The sequence below is a fragment of the Citrobacter amalonaticus genome (genome assembly GCF_018252635.1).
GTDB classification, from domain to species: Bacteria; Pseudomonadota; Gammaproteobacteria; order Enterobacterales; family Enterobacteriaceae; genus Citrobacter_A; species Citrobacter_A amalonaticus_E.
Genome location: NZ_JAGTXM010000002.1, coordinates 460,805 through 484,029 on the forward strand (window position 1 = coordinate 460,805; position 23,225 = coordinate 484,029).

17 protein-coding genes are annotated in these 23,225 nt (G+C 54.7%); 1 reads left to right on the top strand and 16 read right to left on the bottom strand.

Features of this window, described 5'->3' with window-relative positions; translation table 11 throughout:
* Positions 1-145: 145 nt before the first annotated feature.
* From ldtD to cmoM, 5 genes are all read right to left on the bottom strand, one after another.
* The gene (gene ldtD, locus KE671_RS06715; RefSeq protein WP_206162272.1) at positions 146-1,996 is read right to left on the bottom strand and encodes a L,D-transpeptidase; all 1,851 of its coding nucleotides are present in this window, start codon (positions 1,994-1,996) and stop codon (positions 146-148) included.
* A gap of 172 nt (positions 1,997-2,168) precedes the next feature.
* Entirely contained in the window at positions 2,169-6,629 is a 4,461-nt protein-coding gene (gene mukB, locus KE671_RS06720) for a chromosome partition protein MukB (protein ID WP_206162273.1), read from the bottom strand.
* Positions 6,629-7,333 carry a chromosome partition protein MukE gene (mukE, locus tag KE671_RS06725; RefSeq protein WP_206162274.1) on the bottom strand — a complete coding sequence of 235 codons (705 nt, stop codon included), beginning with the start codon at positions 7,331-7,333 and terminating at the stop codon, positions 6,629-6,631. The genes mukB and mukE overlap by 1 nt, the downstream gene beginning before the upstream one ends.
* Positions 7,314-8,636 (bottom strand): chromosome partition protein MukF, encoded by a 1,323-nt coding sequence (mukF, locus tag KE671_RS06730; protein WP_206162275.1) that lies wholly within the window; start codon positions 8,634-8,636, stop codon positions 7,314-7,316. The genes mukE and mukF overlap by 20 nt, the downstream gene beginning before the upstream one ends.
* Positions 8,637-8,639: 3 nt before the next feature.
* A complete protein-coding gene (gene cmoM, locus KE671_RS06735; protein WP_206162276.1) occupies positions 8,640-9,419 on the bottom strand; it encodes a tRNA uridine 5-oxyacetic acid(34) methyltransferase CmoM in 780 nt (259 codons plus the stop codon).
* A gap of 135 nt (positions 9,420-9,554) precedes the next feature.
* On the opposite strand from cmoM, the gene elyC reads away from it, so the two are divergent.
* A complete protein-coding gene (gene elyC, locus KE671_RS06740) occupies positions 9,555-10,334 on the top strand; it encodes an envelope biogenesis factor ElyC (protein ID WP_206162277.1) in 780 nt (259 codons plus the stop codon).
* On the opposite strand, the gene KE671_RS06745 is transcribed toward elyC, so the two are convergent.
* The 11 genes from KE671_RS06745 to aroA form a co-directional block, all read right to left on the bottom strand.
* The gene (locus KE671_RS06745) at positions 10,311-11,204 is read right to left on the bottom strand and encodes a YcbJ family phosphotransferase (protein WP_206162278.1); all 894 of its coding nucleotides are present in this window, start codon (positions 11,202-11,204) and stop codon (positions 10,311-10,313) included. The two genes, elyC and KE671_RS06745, sit on opposite strands and share 24 nt — an antisense overlap.
* Before the next feature lie 151 nt (positions 11,205-11,355).
* On the bottom strand, positions 11,356-12,102 hold the full coding sequence (gene kdsB / locus KE671_RS06750; RefSeq protein ID WP_206162279.1) for a 3-deoxy-manno-octulosonate cytidylyltransferase: 747 nt from the start codon (positions 12,100-12,102) through the stop codon (positions 11,356-11,358).
* Complete coding sequence (gene ycaR, locus KE671_RS06755; protein ID WP_042320194.1) at positions 12,099-12,281, bottom strand: protein YcaR; 183 nt, start codon at positions 12,279-12,281, stop codon at positions 12,099-12,101. Before ycaR ends, kdsB begins: the two co-directional genes overlap by 4 nt.
* A gap of 51 nt (positions 12,282-12,332) precedes the next feature.
* The gene (locus KE671_RS06760; RefSeq protein ID WP_206162280.1) at positions 12,333-13,565 is read right to left on the bottom strand and encodes a winged helix-turn-helix domain-containing protein; all 1,233 of its coding nucleotides are present in this window, start codon (positions 13,563-13,565) and stop codon (positions 12,333-12,335) included.
* A 41-nt stretch (positions 13,566-13,606) separates the two neighbouring features.
* Positions 13,607-14,584 (bottom strand): tetraacyldisaccharide 4'-kinase, encoded by a 978-nt coding sequence (gene lpxK / locus KE671_RS06765; RefSeq protein ID WP_206162281.1) that lies wholly within the window; start codon positions 14,582-14,584, stop codon positions 13,607-13,609.
* Positions 14,581-16,329, bottom strand: a complete 1,749-nt coding sequence (msbA, locus tag KE671_RS06770; RefSeq protein WP_206162282.1) for a lipid A ABC transporter ATP-binding protein/permease MsbA — start codon at positions 16,327-16,329, stop codon at positions 14,581-14,583. The genes lpxK and msbA overlap by 4 nt, the downstream gene beginning before the upstream one ends.
* A 36-nt stretch (positions 16,330-16,365) precedes the next feature.
* Positions 16,366-18,630 (bottom strand): ComEC family protein, encoded by a 2,265-nt coding sequence (locus tag KE671_RS06775; RefSeq protein WP_206162283.1) that lies wholly within the window; start codon positions 18,628-18,630, stop codon positions 16,366-16,368.
* Positions 18,631-18,834: 204 nt separating this feature from the next.
* On the bottom strand, positions 18,835-19,119 hold the full coding sequence (ihfB, locus tag KE671_RS06780; protein WP_002463068.1) for an integration host factor subunit beta: 285 nt from the start codon (positions 19,117-19,119) through the stop codon (positions 18,835-18,837).
* A 147-nt stretch (positions 19,120-19,266) separates the two neighbouring features.
* Entirely contained in the window at positions 19,267-20,940 is a 1,674-nt protein-coding gene (gene rpsA, locus KE671_RS06785) for a 30S ribosomal protein S1 (protein ID WP_042320207.1), read from the bottom strand.
* Between the two features lie 113 nt (positions 20,941-21,053).
* Positions 21,054-21,737: a (d)CMP kinase gene (cmk, locus tag KE671_RS06790; RefSeq protein WP_042320210.1), complete on the bottom strand. Its 684-nt coding sequence runs from the start codon at positions 21,735-21,737 to the stop codon at positions 21,054-21,056.
* A 180-nt stretch (positions 21,738-21,917) separates the two neighbouring features.
* On the bottom strand, positions 21,918-23,201 hold the full coding sequence (aroA, locus tag KE671_RS06795) for a 3-phosphoshikimate 1-carboxyvinyltransferase (RefSeq protein WP_206162284.1): 1,284 nt from the start codon (positions 23,199-23,201) through the stop codon (positions 21,918-21,920).
* Positions 23,202-23,225: the final 24 nt, after the last annotated feature.

Here is a 23,225-nt window from a genome sequence, read left to right on the forward strand (position 1 = left end):
GATATGCTTTAGCGCACGATAGGCACCTTAACTGGCATCAAAGCCGCCGTCAAGTTGGCCCAACCCCAGCAATGACGGGGCTTCTGGGCCGATGCCCCTGTCACTGCCAAATATTACGACAACAGATTAACCAGAACGTCTTCATTTACCTGATTAATTGTTCTGCTTTTGCCACAATTTGTGCGCTGGATCGCGCTGTCAGATCATAATTGTAAATATCTGTACGATACTGGGTACGCCCGTCCGCGCCAACAAACGCCGTCAGGTAATACAGGTTGACCGGGATAGTCTGACGAATATTGACGTAGCGCGTGTCGCCCTGTTTCAGGGCATCGGAAATTCGCGTATCGTTCCAGCCTGCATCCTGTAATAGCATGTTTGCCAGTTCGGAAGCCTTATTCACACGCACGCAGCCGGAGCTGAGCGCCCGGGTATCCTTCTGGAACAAATTATGGTTCGGCGTATCGTGCAGATAGATAGCATCCGAACTTGGCATATTGAACTTATAGCGGCCCAGTGAGTTGCGCGCTCCCGGTGCCTGCTGGAAACGGAACGGTAAATTTGACGGCGTAATGGTTGACCAGTCAACCTGCCACGGATCAATCGCCTCTCTGCTGTTCCAGCCTCGCATCACGGTATAACCGTGACGTTCAAGGTAGCCAGGATCGTTCCACAGCTTAGGCAGAATGTCCTTACGCGCCAGCGTCGGTGGGACGTTCCATGGAGGGTTGACCACCACGTTATTTAGCGCGCTACTCATCATCGGTGTTTTACGATCGGGGCGACCGACAATCACCCGGGACGCCAACACCTGATTGCCATTCTGATAATAGACCAGCGAATACGCCGGTATATTCACCATAATTCCTGTCGACAGTTCAGACGGTAGCAAACGCAGACGCTGGATATTGAGCGCCAGTACCCCTGCACGCTGCGCGGGGGTCACGTTCAACCAGTCGCGGGTCGCCGGGCCAATGGCGCCATCTGCGCCAAGCCCTTGCCACGTCTGGAAGCGTTTTACCGCGTCAACCAGCTCTTTATCATACGCAGCGCGGACAGCCGGCACCGGCTTACTGCGCGGTGCAGTCTGTTTTGCCGTATCAGCGGTCGGGGTTTCAACGGCAACGGCTGACGGGCTGACTACCGCTTCTGACGGGGTTTCATCACCCGGCAGCGCAATTTTCGGTCCCCCTTCCAGCATCCCGGTACGCTGGAGTATTTCCCGCAGCGCTGGCACGTCGTTGCTCCACTGACCCGGTCGAAGCGTTGCTTTGCCGGTCAGTTGCGGCCATGGACGTGAATCACCCACCAGCGTTAATAACGACGCATGCATCGACGCATACTGAGGGTGCTGAGGCGCCAGCCCGGCAATAAATGTCGGAAGTTGTCCATTATCCAGCGCAACCTGCCACTGATTGATTACCGACAGCGGCGGCGTCGCCAGCGCATACGGCTTACTGCTGTACAGCCAGCGATTGCCTTTGACCGGAATATTGGCGATCAAATGGAGATACCCCATCATCGCATCAGACAACACCAGATCGCGTGTGATGCCGTTAACGGCCGGATCGGTCAATAACGCCACCCAGGTGGTGAACTGAGGCTGGAAGCCAGCAATAGCGACCTCAGCCAGCTGTTGCTGGAACGCTTTGACGGCGTCGCGATTTTCCCACATGGGTTTCATATCGCGCGCCGCATAAAGCAGTTCAAGCTGATTCATATAGACAGGCGTATAGCCTGAAGGAAGATGCGACTGAAGCTCAGTTCGCGCCTTTTCCGCCGCCCCCTCAGGAAGGGGTTGCAAACCCGCCATCACGGCCGTTGCGCCAGATTGCGCCATCGGCTGCACGAGACTCTGCTCACTGACAACAACAGGGCTGTCGCCAGGTATCACTTCAGGCTCATCAGCCTGAACACTGGACAGTGGAGCGAATGCTACGGCCAGGCATAAACTCATTGCCGAGAGCCGACGACCACCAATTTTATTAAGCAACATCCCTTGCCCTCTGGTTACATTACGACATGCTCACATCTACCGGAGCTTTCCTTCATTATAGAAAGGCTGATATGCGATTGCCTAACCTAATGTAAAGAAGTTTAAAGAAAATGCACCTGAAATCCATAGTTTAAGAAATGAAAAAGACGGCTTTTCAGCCGTCTTTAGGGTCTTAGCTGGCCTCTGACGGGGCATCAGCCACGCCAGGGAGGGGTTCCGGCAACTGCGGCGCGAATCCGCGTAGCCCGACCACATGGACGTGTTCCGTATTCTGGAAGACTTTACGGACCAGCTTATAGGTGGTGCCCTTCTCCGGACTGATGTTTTCCGGCGCCGCGATGATGAGCTGCATCTGTAAACGCTCGCACAGTTCGAACAGCGTCGCGATGGAGCGCGCATCCAGACGGGCTGCCTCATCCAGGAACAGCAGACGGCATGGGGAGATATCTTTTCCGCGCAGACGGCGCGCTTCATCTTCCCAGCTTTGAACCACCATCACCAGGATCGACATCCCGGTACCGATCGCTTCACCGGTTGACAGTGCACCGGACTCCGCACGTAGCCAGCCATCGGAGCCACGGTTAACTTCAACTTCCATTTCGAGATAGTTACGGTAGTCCAGCAACTCCTCACCAATGGTTTGCGGCGTACGTTGCCCCATGTCGATCTGCGGATTCAGACGCTGATAAAGCTTCGCCAGCGCTTCCGAGAAGGTCAGGCGGTTGCTGTTGAACAGATCCTGATGTTGCTCATGCTGTTCAGACAACACTTCCAGCAGCGTGGCGTGGGTTTCACGCACATTCACGTTCAGACGTACGCTGTTCACCTGGCCGAACGACACGCTTTGCAGGCCCTGGTTGAGCTGGCGGATACGGTTCTGTTCACGCTGGATGGTCTTACGAATAATGTTCGCCACGCTACGTGAGCTGATCGCCAGCTTCTGTTCGCGTGAGGTTAGCTCTTCGGTCAGTCGGCCCAGTTCGATTTCCATCTGTTCGATGGCTTCCACCGGATCGTCGGTACGAATGATATCCTGACGGATACGCTCGCGCAGGTGCTGATACACCGCGACGAAGAACTGGATCTTACGTTCCGGACGTTTCGGATCTTCTGACAGACGCAGAACGTCACGCAGATGTTCGTTATCAGCGACTGCCAGACGCAGCGCACCCAACGCCTTATCCGACATGGAACGCAGTTCGTCACCGGAGAGATAGGCCAGCTCGCGGCGGTGCAGGCGACGTTCGACGCCGCTGTCTTTCACCAGGCGCATCACTGCGCACCAACCGGCTTTCGCGGTCACCACCTGCTCACGCATTTCATGGTAATCGCGTTCCAGTTTGCGCAGTTTGCGGGTCAGGTTATCCATCTCCGCTTCACAGAAGGTGAGCGCTTTTTCGAGCTGATTACGTCGCGCACGGTTGTTACTGAGCTGCGCGTGCAGTTCATCACGACGAATACGCGCACGCTCTTCCGCCCCACTGTCGGCACGAACGCCGATATCCTGCAATTCACGTTGCAAATCGTTAAGCAGCTCTTTCTTCGTGTCGTAAGAGCTTTTCAGTGAAGCCAGAACCTGATTGTACTGGCTCAGTTGCGCCGCATGACCACGCAGGGCTTCACGGGCGCGGGTACGTTCAGCTTCCGCATGTTCGAGTCGCTCACGCAGCTTTTCGTTCAGGTCGCTGTTGCCGCTGAGCATTTCCGCTGAGTCAGAATAGCCGAAGTGCGCACGACGCTGAACCACTTCGGTCAGCGCAAACGCCTGCTGACGCGCATCGCGCTGCGTCTGCTGGGAGTATGCGTAATCTTCTTTCAGTTGTTCAAACTGTTCCGGGTCGCTCTGCAATACCGAAACCATCGGCTCCAGTTTCGCCAGTTGGTTACCGTGCTGCTGCACAAAGCGCGCGGCTTCCTGCGCTTCATCCAGACGCTCGCGGATCTCCTCAACGCGGTCTGCCAGACTGTCGTCAGCCAGCAGGTTCAAACGCGGTAGCAGGCGGTTCAGCGCAGAAACGCCCTCTTTGGCCTGCTCATACTGCAGGCGCTGCTGCTGATTGTCGTTTTCGTGGGTGGTCAGCGCACGTTCCAGTTCAACGCGGCGGCTGTTGAGCTGACGAATTTCAGCTTCCGGATCGGATTCAAACGCCACCGAAAGATGGCTGCCGATAAAGCGACTGAACGCCTGATGCAGACGCTGCGTTTTCTGCACGTCAAAGGAAAGCGTGGCAAAACGCTCGGACAGCCCTTCTCGTTCTGCATGCAACGCTTCAATGCGGCTTTCTCGCGCCGCACGACCAAACAACGGAACCGACGGGAAGCGAGAATAACGCCACTGGCGGTCGGCGATCTTCACGACCACCGCTTTTTCCAGTTCGTCGACGCTAAAGACGCTGTCATCAAACGACTGCGGATCCCCTTCGATGAGATACAAATCTTCCGGACAATCCGTCAATCCTTCCAGTTGTTCGGAGATCAGCGACAGATCCGGCACCACGATGGCGTGACGCGACGGACCATACAGCGCGGAGAAGTACGGGGCATCTTCAAGACTGACGTCGTCATAAATTTCTGACAGTAGCACACCGCCGAAACGTTCCGCCAGCGCGTTCAGGCGCTGATCTTCCGAGCCGCCAGGCTGACTTAAACGTTCGATCTCTTCATCAACCGCATTTTTGCGTGCGCCGACTTCGTCACGTTCAACAATCGCTTCACGCTCACGTTCCAGCAACTGTTGCAAATATTCCGTTACTTCCTGGCCAGAGGTGAACGTTTCGCCACACTGCTCGCTAAGCTGGCTCAGACTGTTTTGCGCCGCCAGCCAGACAGGCGCACGCTGCATGAGATGCTGAATGCGGGACTGGAGCTGTTCCTGCTCCTGACGCAGCGCCATGCGCTGTTCATGCGCGCTGGAGACATTGTCAGACAGCGAGGCGATACGCGCTTCCAGTTCCTGATGCAAAGCTTCCAGCTCATCAATGTCGAAATTTTTGCCCTGACGTTTACAGAATTCCGCTAACAGACGTTCGGCTTCCTGTTGCTCGCGCAGACGCTGTTCCAGTTCGCTCAGTCGCATACGCAGCGGCTGTACTTGTTCCGCCAGGTGACGCTGGTCAACGCCTTCACGCAACAGTTCGCGCGCCACGTCCCATGCCTCATTTCGCGCCAGCGGACCATTGATCGTCACCACCAGCTGATAGGCTTGCTCGAACTGACTGTGCGCGGTTTGCGCCACGCTCATTTTCTGTTCCAGCGAAAGCATTTTTTCGGTCGCTTCCTGCTCTTTCGCCTGGAAGGTTTCCAGCCACTCGGCGGCGCTATCGGCCGTCAGATCCGGCAGATGACACACTGCTCTGGCGCGCTCCAGCGCCGAGATCGCCTGGTTGTACTGGATGGCGCGGGTCTGCTGAACGTCCAGCGCCTGCTGGTAATCCGCCAGTTGGCTTTTCAGCTCATCCACTTCCAGCTCAGCAGCTTCGGCGCGGGCTTCGTTCTCTTCCTGACGATCGGCGGCTTCTGCCACTACTTCGTTTTGTTCTTCGAGACGGATCTGCAACTCGTCGAGATCCGCTTCATAACGTTCAATTTTTTCTTGCTGACGTAGCGCCGTTTGTACCAGGTTCAGGTGATCGCTTGCCGCCTGATAATCGGCTTCGAGATCGCCTTCCGCGCCGTTGTGCTCGCCCAACTCACGCGCCATGTCGACGTGCTTATACTGCTCCGCCGCCAGCTGTTTACGCGACGTGTACAATTCTCGACGGAATTCCAGCGCTTTATCGAGGTGGATCCGGCGCTCGTTGGCGTGACGCATATAGTCCGCCGCCACATAGTTGGTGGCTTCGCTGATCAGGTGTTTAAACAGATCGCGATCGGACTGGGTAACACGGATGGCTTCCAGCGTCAGACGGTTTTCCCGCAGCGCGGCTTCCATATCCTGGAACGCCTTACGCACCCCGCTGTTTTCCGGCAACAGGTAGTCACGCAGAGAACGGGTGATCGCGCTGGAAATCCCGCCGTACAACGACGCTTCAATCAGGCGATAGAATTTACTACGGTCTGACGCAGAGCGCAGACGACGGGCGATGAGGCCCAGATCGAACATCAGCGAATGGTAATCGGTGATCGAGTTGAACTGCTTAAACTGCACGCCTTCCATCTCGTCGAGCTTCTCTTTCAGCTCCGTCAACGGCAGGACGCGCGCCTGACGTTCGTTCAGCGTCTCCGTTACCAGTTGCGTGGGCTGCACGGACATCGGCAGTCCCTGAATGGCAAACGGTTTGATGTCGACTTTACGGTCGCGTCCGGCAACCTGCTGCAAACGCACCCCCACCACCACGCGCTGATGGCGCGAGTTGATGGTATCGAGCATCGAATAACAGACACCCGCTTTCAGCTTACCGTGCAGACCTTTGTCGCGTGAGCCGCTGGTCGCCCCGGCTTCGGTAGTGTTACGAAAGTGCAGCAGGGTTAAGTCCGGGATCAGCGCCGTGACGAATGCCGCCATGGTGGTGGATTTCCCCGCGCCGTTGCCTCCGGAAAGCGTGGTAACCAGTTCATCCAGGTCAAAGGTACGGGCAAAGAAACCGTTCCAGTTAATCAGCGTTAGTGAGCGAAATTTACCGCGTTCAATCATTATTCTTCTTCTCCACTGTCCGGCTGATTCTCTTCGGTCTCATCATTGAGCTGTAGGTGGTTTTCGACCGGCATCGCTTCGCCATCGCGAATCAGGCGACGCTGCGCTTCCCGCGGATCATCACCACTGCGTACATCCGCGCCAAAGCGGAACACCGATTCCGTAATACGGAATTTGCTGCTGTCGTGTCCCATAAACCACACCATGCCCAGACGACGCAGACGGTTTAACGACGAGCGCATTTTTTCCTGTAACTTCTGGCGGTCGACGTCAGAGCCGGTTGAGCGGTTATTCACCAGCTTCAACAGCCTGGCTTCGTCAGCCAGCGTCAACAGTTCGTCGTACAACTCCTGCTGAGTGAAAATCCCCTCATTCGCCAGGCGCTCCGGACTAAGATAGAGGTAGCAGAGAATTTTACCGACCATCATGTCCAGTTCAGACAACACGGAACGCGGGATAATGGTCGTTGAACGCGGACGCAGATAGAAAAAACCTTCCGGCGCACGGATCAATTCCACGTTATAGCGGCTGTAAAACTCTTCCAGGTAATCCTGAAAGTCCATCAGAAATGCATGATTATCCAGTTCATCCAGACCGATGTGGCGGCCTGAACGTAATGCGCTATCCAGCGCCGGAAATAACGGATTCGCCAGCGCCTGCGCCAGCTTAACCGGCATCACTTGTTCAATATTTGTCAATGACATGCGCCTGTACCTTGGCTCCGTAATCATTAATCGGCTGCCATTTGGCTGGCAGTCCGGTGAAGTCTGCTTGCGCTACGCCAAGGCGTACCGCCTGATCGATAACAATGCGCGCAACGTCGAAATGACGCGCTCGCGGATATTGCGCAAGATACTCGCGCACTACCAGGCCGAGATCCAGCGGCGTCTCTTTCGATTTATAGATAGCCAGTTGGCCTTCGATAATCGCCGCCAGCTGTTCGCGGATCTCGTTAAACTCTTCGTACTCTAAGTCCGGCGGAAGTTCCCCGGTGACTTCTTCATCACGCAGCGCCATCTCTTCGTCACGCATATCCAGCAGACGATCGGCGTTGGCATAGGTCAGCGCCCACGGCTCGTCAAAGTAGGTCTGCACGGACTGACGTAAGCGCTGAGCAAAGACGCGGTTTTTATCCATATCAATGGCGGTACGGATAAATTTGTGGACGTGGCGGTCATAACCGATCCACAGGTCGATCGACTGCTGGCCCCAACTGATAATGCGATCGAGCTTGCTTTGCAGGTCAAACACGAGGCGATCAACAAAATGCAGATCGTCATGAGCCAGCGTCGCATCCTGAATGCGCAACAGGTTAGCCTGCAATTTATCGCCTGCCGCTTCCAGCGTATCCTGCAATTCGCGCAGGGTACCGGAGGTTTCTGAGAGTAGCAGTTCACAGCTCGAAATCGCCGCGCGCCAGTCTTTATTCAACAACTGCGCAATATCATCTTTTACCTGCTGCTGCTGTTCATCCATGATGCGCTGTGTCAGATCGATACTGTCGAAAATCTCTGCGACCGAATACTTGAGCGGCGCATAGACGTTGCGATGCCAGTGGAACTCATCGCCGCCCTCATCGGCGGCATCCGCCGCGCGCTTGAGTTCACCCGCCACGATCGACAACTGCATCGACAGACGCAGTGTGGAAAATTCACGTTGACGAATATAGTAATCAGTAATGCCAATGCCGAGCGGCGTCAGGCGATAAATCGCGTTTCCATCTGCCTGCTCACTGGTAAAGCGGTTCAGCAGACGTTGACGCACCATATCGTTGATCGCATTGTTCGCGCGCACGCCAATGGTTTCGCTGGTTTGCTCAAACGCATCACTCACATGGCGGAACGCATCCACCAGTTCGCCTTCGCTCATCTCACCGTCCAGGCGCTCGCCGTTCAGCGTGGCCACCGCCAGCAGGAACGAAAGTCGGTCTACCGGCAGCGAGATAGAGAAGTCATTTTTTCTGGCCCAGGCAACCAGTTCGGGGACTGTCTGGGAAAATTCACTCATAGGTTATCCTTGCATCTGCGGCTTACGCGCGGTGACGTGAATGTAACGCCCCAGGCTGACATACGGTTCCTGGCGACAGTAACGCGTTTCTAATTCAAGCAATATCTCATAACAGTCACGCTGCTGATGTTTCTCACGCAGATAATCATGAAACACACGCACCCCGGTCTTCCCGGTGATCTGCCAGCCAATCTGTTCAAGCCACTGGTAAACCTGTCCAGGCTCACGCGGATAGTCTGGCGAAAGGGTGCGCTTCTTACGTTTGGGCATCCCTATCTGCACGTAGTCAAAGTTCCCCGCCACCATGTTATGCATCAACAGACCGTTGGCATTGTAGAACATTAAAGACAGTACGCCACCGGGACGCAATACCGACCAGAGGGTCTCTAACACGCTGACCGGATCGGCCACCCACTCCAGCACAGCGTGAAACAATATCAGATCAACGGCGCTTTCCAAATGCGAAGCGACGTCCTGAGCCGCGCATTGTGTGAAATGCATGTTGTGGCTCACACCTTTGGCTTCTGCCGCCCGTTGCGCTCGGGCAATCATCTCACCGGACACATCGCACAACGTCACGTGATGACCACGTTCTGCCATTTTAATGGCTGTCTGCCCTTCACCGCCCCCGGCGTCCAGCACACGCAGTTTTTGTGAGCCGAAGTCCGCCAGAATACGGTCGAGATCCTGCCACAGGATTGCCTGCCTTAGCTGCCCCTTTGTGGTGCCGTAAATATTACGGGAAAACTTCTCAGCAATGTCATCAAAATTGCGATCCCGCATCGGGCTCTCCACAGGCTGGCTTAGGTGTTCTCTGATAAAACCGCTATTTTGTCACACCCGCGCGGAGAATGAACCTCTCTGGTGTAATATCCCGATTATTCTTCTGCTATATGGTCAAAAAAGGAACCAAAAAGGATGCTTTTTACACTGAAGAAAGTGATTGGCGGCATGCTGCTGCCTCTCCCTTTTCTGCTCCTGATGATGGGGATCGGTCTGGCACTGTTGTGGTGTAGCCGTTTTCAGAAAACCGGGAAGGTTTTTATCAGCTTCAGTTGGCTGGCGCTGTTCCTGCTCAGTCTGCAACCTGTTGCTGACCATCTGCTGCGGCCGATAGAAAGTCGTTACCCTACCTGGCAGGATGCACAGAAAGTCAAATACATCGTCGTACTGGGCGGCGGCTATACCTGGAACCCACAGTGGGCGCCCAGTTCCAACCTGATCAATAACAGTCTGCCGCGTCTTAATGAGGGAGTACGCTTGTGGCGGGCTAACCCGGGTTCGAAATTGATTTTTACCGGCGCGAATGCCAGAACCAATCCAGTGAGCACGGCGGAGGTTGGCGCGCGGGTGGCGCAATCGCTGGGCGTTCCGGGAGAAGACATCATTACCCTCGACAAGCCCAGGGATACCGAAGAAGAAGCCGCTGCCGTGAAGCAGGCTATTGGCGACGCGCCATTCCTGCTGGTCACTTCAGCCTCTCATCTGCCGCGAGCGATAATTTTCTTTCAGCAGGCCGGGTTAAATCCGCTGCCGGCTCCGGCGAATCAACTGGCTATCGACTCCCCGTTGAATCCGTGGGAACGGGCGATCCCTTCTCCCGTATGGTTGATGCATAGCGAGCGTGCAAGCTACGAGACGCTGGGGAGAATCTGGCAATGGCTGAAAGGAACGTCAGGCGAGCCAGGGCAGGAGTGATTTTGCAGCGTGATCAAAATGAGATCGGTTAAAACGCCCGGTATTGACCAGTTGCGCAACTTCATCCCATAACACATATAACCAACGCCGCCAGATGAACGATTCCGCCACTGGCGCGCGTTGCAGGTAGTGCCAGAACAACCCTTCCGCCAGCGTGTTGTCCATCAGCCGGAACAGTTCGTACTCTCGTGGAGCCCAGAGCATGATACCCGGCCCTACCATCGCCAGAAGCTGGTCGCTGCGGGCGTCTTTTAACATGCTGCGCAGACTGAAATTGCCATGCACCAGCACACAGTTGTCGTTAAAACCGTCAAACAGCGCTGGCAAACATTCGCGGGTGCGAAACAAAATGCGTTTATCCTGCATCGTCAACCCGGTGTTATTGAACTGGTTGAGCGTACTCCAGAGCACTTCAACCCGCTGGCGGTACCAGGAGGGCCAGATGTTCTCCTGCGTATTGTCCACCGCGCCGACACAACCCCGGCTATCCTGTCGATGCCAGGCCAGTAACCCTTCGACAATCTGATCTTTGAGCTGCTCCCAGCGCTCTGGCGTCCGGGCCGGTGCTTCAACGGGGACCCCGCGCAGACGTTCCAGGAGTAAGACATCCGGACCGGGATGTTCATCGTGAGTCATCACCCCGTAAATGACCGGCATTCGCACGGTACCGCTACGCGCTAACATGGTAGTTTTCCAGGCCAGTTGCTGTGCAACTCCTGGCGTAGTGAAACTTTGGGCCATCAGCGGCATCGGGTTACCCTGACTGTCGTAGAGCGACCACAGTGCAGTGTCGACTTTTTCATTCACGCATTCAATGCGGCTCAGTTTTTCGCCCAGTAAATGACTTAATTCGGCGCGCAGCTGTTCCATTCAGATTGCCCTCATAAAAGCTACTGCTTTTATAATGAGCGCCACACCGACGGATGTCACCCGGATGAGATCAATTGTTGAAAGAAAAAACGTGGAAAATCGTAACGGTACGACACTCCTCTCACTAAAGAGCGGAGTGTCGTAAAGAAAATTAACGCATTTCAGCGCGAACGCGCTCAAGGTCTTCTGCGGTATCAACGCCGGTGCCTGGCACCTCTTTTGCCACAGCCACGTGGATTTTTTCGCCGTACCAGAGTACGCGGAGTTGCTCCAGCATCTCGATATTTTCCAGTGGGCTGGGCTGCCAGCTCACATATCGACGGATAAATCCGGCGCGGTAGCCGTAAATACCGAGGTGACGCAGGAAATTATCGCCCACGGTCTCGCGACTTTTCGCAAAACGGTCGCGATCCCAGGGGATCGTTGCACGCGAGAAATACAGCGCATAGCCTTCGGCATCCAGTACAACCTTCACCGCATTCGGATTGAACGCCTCTTCAGCACTGTGAATCGGCGCTGCGAGCGTGGCCATTCCGACCTGACGCTGCGCCAGGTTGTCTGCCACCTGGCGAATGATGACCGCCGGGATCATCGGCTCATCGCCCTGCACGTTGACAATCACGGTGTCATCGCTGAAGCCACACTTTTCAACCACCTCAGCCAGACGTTCCGTTCCGGACTGGTGATCGACGCGAGTCATACACACTTCCCCACCCGCCGCTTCAACGGCGCGTGCGACATCGTCATGATCGGTTGCGACAATAATGCGCTCAGCACCAGATTCACGGGCGCGTTCCAGCACATGCACAATCATCGGTTTACCGTTGATATCCTGCAACGGTTTACCCGGCAGACGCGTGGAGGCGTAGCGGGCAGGAATAATGACCACAAAACTCATGATTTACGCTCATCAGCCGCTAATACGCGGGCCTCGGTTTCCAGCAAAACGGGAATGCCATCACGCAGCGGAAAAGCGAGGTTATCCAGTTTGCAGATCAGTTCTTGTTTTTCCTGGTTGTACCAAAGTTTGCCGTTACAGACCGGGCAGGCAACGATTTCAAGCAGTCGATGATCCATAGTTCCTCCAGATGGACCGGGTAGTGAATCGGAGAATCTTATCATACTCGCTCATGTGACTGCGTCTATTTCCCACCCCTGCCGACATTGCGTAAATATCCCCTCCGGACAGTAGCCCAGCGTCACGCGAACGGCCTTCTGCCAGCGGGCAAAATCGGTTATCGCCTGCTGTAATCCATTTTGCAGCATCACCCCTGGCTTTACTCCCTCTTGCAGATAGAGAGAAATAATTTCCAGCACGCCCGTCTTACGGTGCATTTTGGCATCCATCCGCCCCACCAGTTGCCCCCGGTGCAGTAAAGGCAGAACAAAATAGCCATACTGGCGCTTCGGGGCTGGCGTGTAGCACTCCAGTCGATAGCTGAAATCAAACAGTTGCTCCGCACGTTTCCGATCCCAGACCACCGGATCAAACGGCGACAACACCGCACTATGCGTCGCCGTCAGCTTTCCTGCCAGCGCCTGCTCAAGCTGCGGCAACAAATCCGCATGCAACCACAGCCGGCCAAGATTTTCGACCTCTACCGGAATGATGCGCTGCTGTTCAGCCCTCACGTCGCGCCAGTTTTGTAATTCGGGACGTTTCAGACGATAGTAATCTGCCAGCCATTGTTCACGAAAAATCCCCAGGCTGCGCGCACTGTTGTCCAGCATGGCAGACTCCGCTTGTGTCCGGGGTAGCAGATCGCGCGCATCATCCCAGTGTGGCATTACGCGATGCGTCAGATCGTACACGCGCTGGAAATTGCGCCGTTCAACCACCATCACTTTTCCTGCCGTAAACAGCCCTTCCAGATGCAGCTTGTGCGGCTTCCAGTCCCACCAGCCACTGCTTCCTTTACGCGGGTGCTCAAAGTCTGCCGAGCGTACGGGTCCATTTTGATGAATATGCTGCAACAGTTGCTCAATTTCACCGGCATGCTCTTTCATCCACGCCGCCTGATACTTCCAGCCCATTTTTTCGGGGGCCAGCATCCGGTGGCGTATCAACGTGAAGTCACTGCGCGGCAGGAAACAGGCCTCATGAGCCCAGTATTCCATCAACTCACCCCGCGACAAGGCCTCATCCAGCCACTGTATCGAGTAATCGCCCAGTCTACTGAACAGTACAAGGTAGGGACTGCGGGCAACAATATTGATGGTGTCAATTTGCAGCAGCGACATGCGGGTAATTGTCGGCAGGATATCGCTCGCCAGCGCACGGCGGCGTGGTTTTTTTAATAGTCCCTGGGCAGCGAGATGGAGATTACGGGCATCCGTAAGCGAAAGGTGCGGCAACGACATTCATGATTCCCTCATTTGTACGCTGCCGTCATGGTGATGCGCTAACGCGTCAGCGAGATCAATTTTTCGAGTAATGTCTCAGGTTCTGTCCCCGACAAATGTGCATCGACAGGAAGATACCACCAGTTGTCTTCAGCAAAAGCACGGCACTTCACGGCGTCCTTCTCCGTCATGACCAGCGTTTGCGACCTGTTCAGTAAGCCGTTGATATCACGCGAAGTCAATGCCTGATGATCCGCCAGCGGCACACATTTTTGTGGCTGTACGCCACAGGCCTCTAACGTGGCAAAAAAGCGCGGCGGATGGCCAATACCGGCCATCGCCACGACATTTTGCAGTTGCGCGACATCACGACGCTCACCGGTACGCAGATTCACGGCCAGCCCTGGCGCCAGACGCATCGGGATCTCGCCCGCCTGCGGGATACCACCGTTGACAATGACCGCATCCACTGTTTTCAGGCGACCTGCCCGCTCCCGCATCGGACCTGCCGGTAGCCACCAGCCATTGCCGAAGCGACGAACGCCATCAACCACCACAATCTCGACATCGCGGGCCAGACGGTAGTGCTGAAGACCATCATCGGTAACGATAATCTGCACGTCATGGTGCGCCAGAATCGCGCTTACCGCATCGGCCCGGTTGGGTGACACTGCAACCGGCGCACCGGTGCGCTGATAAATCAGCACCGGTTCATCACCGGCTTCCGCCGTGGGGGTTTCGGCATTCAACAGCAAGGGATAGGACGCCGCTTTGCCGCCATAACCACGAGAAACCACCCCAACGCGAAGACCGCGCTGCTGGAGTTGTTCCACCAGCCAGATCACTACCGGCGTTTTGCCGTTGCCGCCCGCTGTCAGGTTACCGACCACCACTACCGGTACCGGTGCGCGCCAGGCGCGTTTGATCCCAACCGCGTAGCACAGACGAATCGCCCCGCTCACCAGGCCATATAGCCAGGAAAGAGGGAGTAACAGTCGCCACAAGGGCGACTCACCGGACCAGATACGCTGGATCATTGACCAAATTGCATTTTGTGCAGTTGCGCGTAGACGCCGCGATGTTCCAGCAATTCGCTGTGCGTACCGCGCTCCACAATCAGCCCATCTTCCACGACCACAATTTCATCGGCCTGTTCGATGGTTGAAAGACGGTGCGCAATCACCAGCGAGGTGCGGTTTTTCTGCAGTTCGTCCAGCGCCGCCTGAATGGCGCGCTCTGATTCGGTATCCAGCGCTGATGTGGCTTCATCAAGGATCAGAATCGGGCTATCACGCAGCAAGGCGCGGGCAATGGCGATACGTTGACGCTGACCACCGGAAAGCAGTACGCCATTTTCACCGATCACCGTATCAAGGCCGTCATCCATCTTATTGATAAAGTCCATGGCATAGGCCATCCGGGCCGCTTCTTCGATCTGCTCACGGCTATACTGCTCGGTTCGCGCGTAGGCGATGTTATTCGCCACTGTGTCGTTGAACAGATGCACGTTCTGCGACACCAGCGCGACCTGATTACGTAATGAGGACAGCGTGTACTCGCGCAGATCGTGACCATCCATCAGGATTTCGCCTTCATTGATGTCATAGAAACGCGTGATCAGACTGGCAATAGTTGATTTACCGGAACCTGAACGCCCCACCAGCGCAACGGTTTTACCCGCTGGAATTTTCAGGTTAATGTTACGCAGCGCCGGCACTTCGCGGCCTGGATAGGTAAAGGTGACATTGCGGAATTCCAGATCGCCTGTCGCACGCTCTATTACGCGTTTGCCTTCGTCTTTTTCCTGCTCGCTATCCAGGATGGCGAATAAAGTCTGGCACGCTGCCATCCCACGCTGGAACTGGGCGTTAACGTTAGTCAGCGACTTCAATGGGCGCATCAGGGCAATCATTGAGGAGAAAACCACGGTGATCGTCCCTGCCGTCAGGCTGTCCATCACGCTTGGGAAGCTGGCCGCGTACAGCACAAACGCCAGCGCCAGTGAAGCGATCAACTGGATGATAGGATCGGAAATGGAAGAGGCGGAAACCATCTTCATCCCCTGCAAACGCATCTTGTTACTGACTTTGTCGAAGCGCTTCGTTTCCACTCCCTGACCACCGAAGATCAGTACCTCTTTGTGGCCCTTCAGCATCTGCTCCGCGCTGGTCGTCACCTGCCCCATCGTATTCTGCATATTCTTGCTGATAGCACGAAAACGTTTGGAGACTACGCGAATCGCGATCGACACGATGGGCGCCAGCACAACCAGGATGATCGACAGCTGCCAGCTGTAATAAAACATCATGATGAACAGGCCGATAATCGACGCGCCTTCACGCACAACGGTAATCAGCGCGCCAGAAGACGAAGAGGCAACCTGTTCAGAATCGTAAGTGATACGGGATAGCAGCGTCCCGGTAGACTGCTTGTCAAAGAAGGAAACCGGCATTCCCATCATATGACCAAACAGACGACGACGCATGGTCATCACCACTTTGCCGGATACCCAGGAAATACAGTAGCTGGAGATATAGCTGGTGATACCGCGCAATATCATCAGCCCAATAACCACCAGCGGCATCCAAAGCAACACTGAGCGATCTGTTTTACCAAAACCATCGTCCAGTAATGGTTTGAGGAGCGATAACATGAAGGTATCGCTGGCCGCGTTGAGGATTAACGCAACACCCGCCACGATCAGACCCGATTTGAAAGGCGCAATGGTTGGCCACAGTCGGCGAAACGTCTGCCACGTAGAGAGATCTTTATCGTTATGCATTCAAGAAACCAGCATCTGTTGAAATAGCCGCATATTCTACCCGTTATCGTCTGACACGCCAAACCACTGATGATACCAACGAGGTAAAATTTGCTCCCGCAGGCTGATGACCTGCCAGCCCTGAGTTGAAAAATCCAGCGAAATTTGCCCCTGATGCGGAGTATCCCACCACCGGTAACCCTGTTGCAGATAGCGCTGCTTCACCTTCCAGGATGGCAGTCGCCATGCGTTATAGCGTGAGGCGGAGACCAGCGCCACCTTACCACTAACCCGTTGAAGTAACGCCAGTGAAGACGAAGTATTGCTGCCATGATGCGGCACCTGAATTGCCGTCGCTGAAAGGTGCTGCCAGTAATGACTAAGCATTTTCAGTTCCGCTGGGGACTCTATATCGCCCGTCAGCAGGATACTGTGCGTACCATCATCAATCTTTACGACGCAGGAGTGGTTATTCCCCTGGGTCTGCTCTCCTTTCACCGGCCAGTGCACGCTAAAACGCAGTCCCTGCCATTGCCACGTCTCACCGCGATAACATGGCAGATGCCCCTGCCAGCCTAACGGACTGCGTACCCATAGCGTTGGCCAGGTTGCCTGCAAAGAGTGTAGCCCACCGCGATGGTCGAGATGCTCATGGCTGAGAATAATCCCTTCTGGCTGCAAGTGGTGCCATCGCAGCCACGGAATGATCATCTGCTGAGCGCTGTCACCTTCCGGCCAGGCCAGCCCGGTATCGTAGAGCAACGCCTTGCCATTGCGGGTGATAACCATTGCCAGCCCCTGCCCGACATCCAGCATATGCACCTGCCAGGCGTCACTACGCACCGGACTCCAGAACGGACAGCTCAATAATGTCAGCGTCGCCAGACAAAGCCCCGGAAACACGCGCCAGGCGATAAACCGCCAGCCCGGTAGCATCAGCCACGGCGCAAAGACCAGCCATTGCCAGCGGGCATCCACATTGATCCACCCCGCAGGCAAATGATTCAGCGCCCAAAATAACGTGGCCAACGAACGATCGGCAAGATACCAGAGTCCACTTTCAAGAAACTGAGGGCCAGTGAGATGGACCAGCATTCCGGCGAGGATCAGCGGGACACTGACAAGCGTTACCAGAGGGACAGCAAACAGATTCGCGACGAACGACGTCAAGCTGATGCCGTGGAACAGTGCGACTTGTAGCGGCAGGAGCAACAGGGTAATACCCAGTTGCAGGTGTGCCAGTTCAACTAATAAGCGCCCGGCGCGAGATAAGGGCCAGGTGGGACAAGGAAACCATTGATACCAGAACAACAGAGCTGCAACGGCAAAGGCCGAAAGCCACAGGCTTTGTGAGATCACGGCGATGGGATCGACAACCAGAATAGCCGCCAGACAGCAGCACCAGACTGACCATCCACTCCATTGTCGCCCGCTTAATTTCAGTGCCCCCCACACCAGCATTGCCACCACCGTACGTAGCGCCGGAGGCTGTAATCCGGTCAACCAGGCATAAAGTGCAGCAAAAATAAGTCCACCAATTACAGGATGTTGCCAGTAGATGGCACCAACCGGCAGCAGGAACTGCACGCTGCGTATCAGAGCGGCCGCCAGTAAAGAGGCAAAAGCGATATGCAAGCCAGAAATCGCCATCAGATGCGCTGTACCGGTATCACGCATGATCGATTTGATCTCCTGTGGCACCAGCAGGCGTTCCCCCATCCCCAGTCCCAGGATCACCTGCTGCCAGGGATACTTTTCCAGAGATGCCGTTAACGAGGCGAGATAGCGGGCTCGCCAACTGCATTTACTGTCGACAATCTTTGCCTGCAAAAAACGGCCAGTGAGCGGCTGATGCTGTGCCATGGCATAACGCTGACTATCAAATCCGCCATCGTTCAACTCGCCATGGATGGCGCGAATTTTCAACGTCATCGCCCAACGTTGCCCCGCGCACGGCGCTATCGGCAAATACTGGTTGTAAAGCACAATGCCTACAGCAGGAAAAAGCCGATGCCCATTAAGATGCGTGATCAGCCCGGTATGTGTGGTCATGTTATCCGTGGACGTAAGCTTAACGATGGCCTCCTGCGTGGCGCCAGGCAACATATTTCCCGCCCACAGCGATTGTTTCGCTGCCATGACGCCCCAGAGAAAAAACAGCAGGAGAAGCCCGGCGCACTGCGTGACTTTCCAGCGGAACAGACCGAGCAGACAGGCCAGCGCAAACAAGATACTAATGACCCATGCTCCCGGCAGCGCAGGGAGCAAAAATAAGGGAAAAATCCCCCCTAATGCACACAGACTGACCGTGGTTAATTTCATACACACCTCCGTGTTGGCAGAAGTGTGCAGGTCTGAACCGGGATTGTCAGGAAGAGGATGAGGGATTTACGGCCATGATTCCGCGATTTTCATCGCCACCCGACACTGTGCAACATGAAATGCGAGCGGCATTCCAGGGCTGAATAACAGGCAAGAAAAAAGCACCATAAAGGTGCTTTTCTGAGGTTATGTTTTGCGAAAAACTTAACCGTAAATATTGGCGCGATCGCGCAGTTCTTTACCCGGCTTAAAGTGCGGAACATATTTTCCTTCCAGATCCACTTTATCGCCAGTCTTCGGGTTACGCCCGGTACGTGGTGCACGGTAGTGCAAAGAAAAGCTGCCGAAACCGCGGATTTCAATACGCTCGCCCTGTGCAAGAGTCGAGGCCATATGCTCCAGCATCTCTTTGACTGCATCTTCAACCGCTTTCGCGGGAATATGAGATTGCTGAGTGGCAAGTCTTTCAATCAATTCTGACTTGGTCATGATTCCTCCGGTTCCAATAAGCTGCTGCTGTTGCATTGATTAAGGGCGGCCGTAGCCGCCCTTTGTCATTGATTACAGAACGAATTCTATAATCTGTCAAGTATTCTCATCTGACTTCGGGACGAAACCTCCCGAAGTTTCAAAGAATTACTCGCCTTTAGCTGCTTTGAAAGCTTCAGCCATTGCGTTGTTGGAGAAGTTTGCATCTTCCTGTTTGTTAACAGTTGCGATGGCATCTTTCTCATCAGCTTCGTCTTTAGCACGAACAGACAGGCTGATTGCACGGTTCTTACGGTCAACGCCGGTGAATTTAGCTTCAACGTCGTCACCCACGCTCAGAACCAGGGTAGCGTCTTCAACGCGGTCACGGGATGCTTCAGAAGCGCGCAGGTAACCTTCAACGCCATCAGCCAGTTCTACGGTTGCGCCTTTCGCGTCAACTGCAGTCACTTTACCGTTTACGATTGCGCCTTTCTTGTTCAGTGCAACCCAGTTGTTGAACGGATCTTCTGCCAGCTGTTTAACACCCAGAGAGATACGCTCGCGCTCTGCATCAACCTGCAGAACAACTGCTGCGATTTCGTCACCTTTTTTGTATTCACGAACTGCTTCTTCGCCTGCAACGTTCCAGGAGATGTCAGACAGGTGAACCAGGCCGTCGATGCCGCCGTCCAGGCCGATGAAGATACCGAAGTCAGTGATAGACTTGATTTTACCTTCAACACGGTCACCCTTGTTGTGGGTTTCCGCGAACTGCTGCCATGGGTTAGATTTGCACTGCTTCAGGCCCAGGGAGATACGACGACGTTCTTCGTCGATATCCAGAACCATCACTTCCACGACGTCGCCAACGTTAACCACTTTGGACGGGTGGATGTTTTTGTTGGTCCAGTCCATTTCGGAAACGTGAACCAGGCCTTCAACGCCTTCTTCGATTTCAACGAAGCAGCCGTAGTCGGTCAGGTTGGTCACGCGACCAGTCAGTTTGGTACCTTCCGGATAACGCTTAGCGATAGCGACCCACGGATCTTCGCCCAGCTGTTTCAGGCCCAGAGATACACGGGTACGTTCACGGTCGAACTTCAGCACTTTAACAGTGATTTCGTCGCCAACGTTTACGATTTCGCTCGGATGCTTAACGCGTTTCCATGCCATATCGGTGATGTGCAGCAGGCCGTCAACGCCACCCAGATCAACGAATGCACCGTAGTCAGTGAGGTTCTTAACGATACCTTTAACTTCCATGCCTTCCTGCAGGTTTTCCAGCAGCTGATCGCGCTCTGCGCTGTTTTCGGATTCGATCACGGCACGACGAGAAACAACAACGTTGTTGCGCTTCTGATCCAGCTTGATGACTTTGAATTCAAGCTCTTTGCCTTCCAGGTGCAGCGTATCGCGCACCGGACGAACGTCTACCAGTGAACCTGGCAGGAACGCACGAATACCGTTCAGCTCAACAGTGAAGCCGCCCTTAACTTTGCCGTTGATAACACCGGTAACAGTTTCAGCATCTTCGTAAGCTTTTTCCAGCGTGATCCATGCTTCGTGACGTTTCGCTTTTTCACGAGACAGCAGTGTTTCACCGAAGCCGTCTTCTACTGCATCCAGAGCAACATCAACTTCGTCGCCCACCTGGATTTCCAGTTCGCCGGCTGCGTTCTTGAACTGCTCTGCGGGAATTGCAGATTCAGATTTCAGGCCTGCATCAACCAGAACAACGTCTTTGTCGATAGCAACAACAACACCGCGAACGATGGAACCCGGACGGGTTTCGATTTCTTTTAAGGATTCTTCAAACAGTTGAGCAAAAGATTCAGTCATGTTTAATCTTCAGGTTTCATATTTAACGTCCACCTGGCTCCATGCCGGATGGGGTTGTTTAACATACCCGCTGTCATTCCGTTGCAACGGGGGTACTGCAAATTCGGTCGCTTTTAAGCGAGTGCCAGTTTTTGGCGCGCGTATTGTAGCGCTTTTTCAATCACTTGCTCAATGCTTAATCGTGTGGAATCTAAAACTAAAGCATCAGCAGCAGGAACCAGCGGCGCTACAGCACGGTTTCGGTCGCGATCGTCGCGTTCTTTGATCTCGGCCAAAAGGCGTTCAAAGTTAACACTAAAGCCCTTCTCCTGCAACTGTAGCATACGGCGATGCGCACGTTCTTCCGAGGAGGCGTCAAGGAAAATTTTGACCGGCGCATCCGGGAAAACCACCGTCCCCATATCACGTCCATCAGCGATCAATCCCGGCGCTTCGCGGAACGCACGTTGACGACGCAGCAGCGCTTCACGCACACGAGGGAATGCGGCGACCTGAGAGGCTGCATTGGCGACTTCCTGCGTGCGGATTTCACCGCTGACGTCTTCCCCTTCCAGGATCACTTCGAGATTTCCGTCGGTTGAGACAAAGCGAACATCAAGATGCGTTGCCAGCGGAACCAGCGCGTCTTCTGAGGCGACATCAACATGATGGTGCAGTGCCGCCAGAGCCAGCACGCGATAGATTGCGCCAGAGTCCAACAGATGCCATTGCAATGCTTCCGCCATCGCTTTGCACAAGGTGCCTTTTCCTGCACCGCTTGGGCCATCAATGGTAATTACCGGGGCAATTGCCGTCATCTTTATCTCCTTAAACAGGCGTCTGTTAACGTAAACGCCGCGCATTATACGCGCCAACGTCCACAATCGTTAACACTGTGTGCAAAAACCGGTTTTGTCTGTAATCGAATGAAGAATAATTGCGCAATTATAGCGGGCTGGAGAGAAACCAGCCCGAAAGATGACATTGTTTTACGTTGTTCAGGCAGACGTACTGATACGCGCTAACTGCTCGAAATAGTCCGGGAAGGTTTTAGCGGTACATTTCGGGTCAAGGATGGTGACCGGCGTGTCAGAAAGTGCCACCAGCGAGAAACACATCGCCATGCGGTGATCGTTGTAGGTACCAATTTCAGCAAACGTCAGTTGGGCTGGAGGTGTAATGCGAATGAAATCATGCCCCTCTTCCACCTCTGCCCCCACCTTACGCAGTTCGGTCGCCATCGCAAACAGACGGTCGGTCTCTTTCACGCGCCAGTTATAGATGTTACGTAGCGTCGTAGTACCTTTCGCAAACAACGCAGTAGTGGCAATGGTCATCGCCGCATCCGGAATGTGGTTCATGTCCATATCAATGGCGTTAAGTTCACCACGGGTACAGGCGATAAAGTCGTCCCCCCAGGTTACGGTCGCGCCCATTTTCTCCAGCACATCGGCAAAACGAATATCGCCCTGCATGCTGTTACGGCCAATCCCGGTCACTTTCACCGTTCCGCCTTTAATGGCACCTGCCGCGAGGAAATAGGATGCCGATGAAGCATCCCCTTCAACCAGATAGTGGCCCGGAGAGTGGTATTGCTGACCACCTTTGACTACGAAGCGCTGATAGCGCTGGTTCTCTATCTCAACGCCAAAGGTTTTCATCAGGTTCAGCGTGATATCGATATACGGTTTCGACACCAGATCGCCTTTGATACTTATTACCGTATCCTGCGGCGCCAGCGGAGCCGTCATCAACAACGCGGTGAGAAACTGGCTGGAGACGCTACCATCAACCTCAACCTGTCCGCCGGCAAATCCGCCACGCAGTCGAAGCGGCGGGTAGTTTTCCTGCTCCAGATACGCAATATTTGCCCCGCCCTGACGCAGTGCATCCACCAGATGACCAATCGGGCGTTCTTTCATTCGCGGTTCGCCGGTCAAAACAATGTCGTTCTCACCCAGGCACAGCGCGGCAGCCAGTGGTCGCATCGCCGTTCCGGCATTGCCAAGAAACAGCTCTAAAGCGCCTTCAGCATGCAGCGGACCACCGTTGCCAGTGATCTCACAGCGAGTGCGGTCCTCAGATAGGGTGTAATGAATCCCTAACGCGTTCAACGCGTTGAGCATATGGCGAACGTCATCGCTGTCTAACAGGTTGGTCAGCTCTGTGGTGCCATGTGCTAATGCCGCCAGTAACAGCGCGCGGTTAGATACGCTCTTCGAGCCCGGCAGATTAATCGTGCCATCGACCCGTGCGATGGGTTGTAACGTCAGGGATTCCATGAAACTCAACTCTCAAAAGACAGA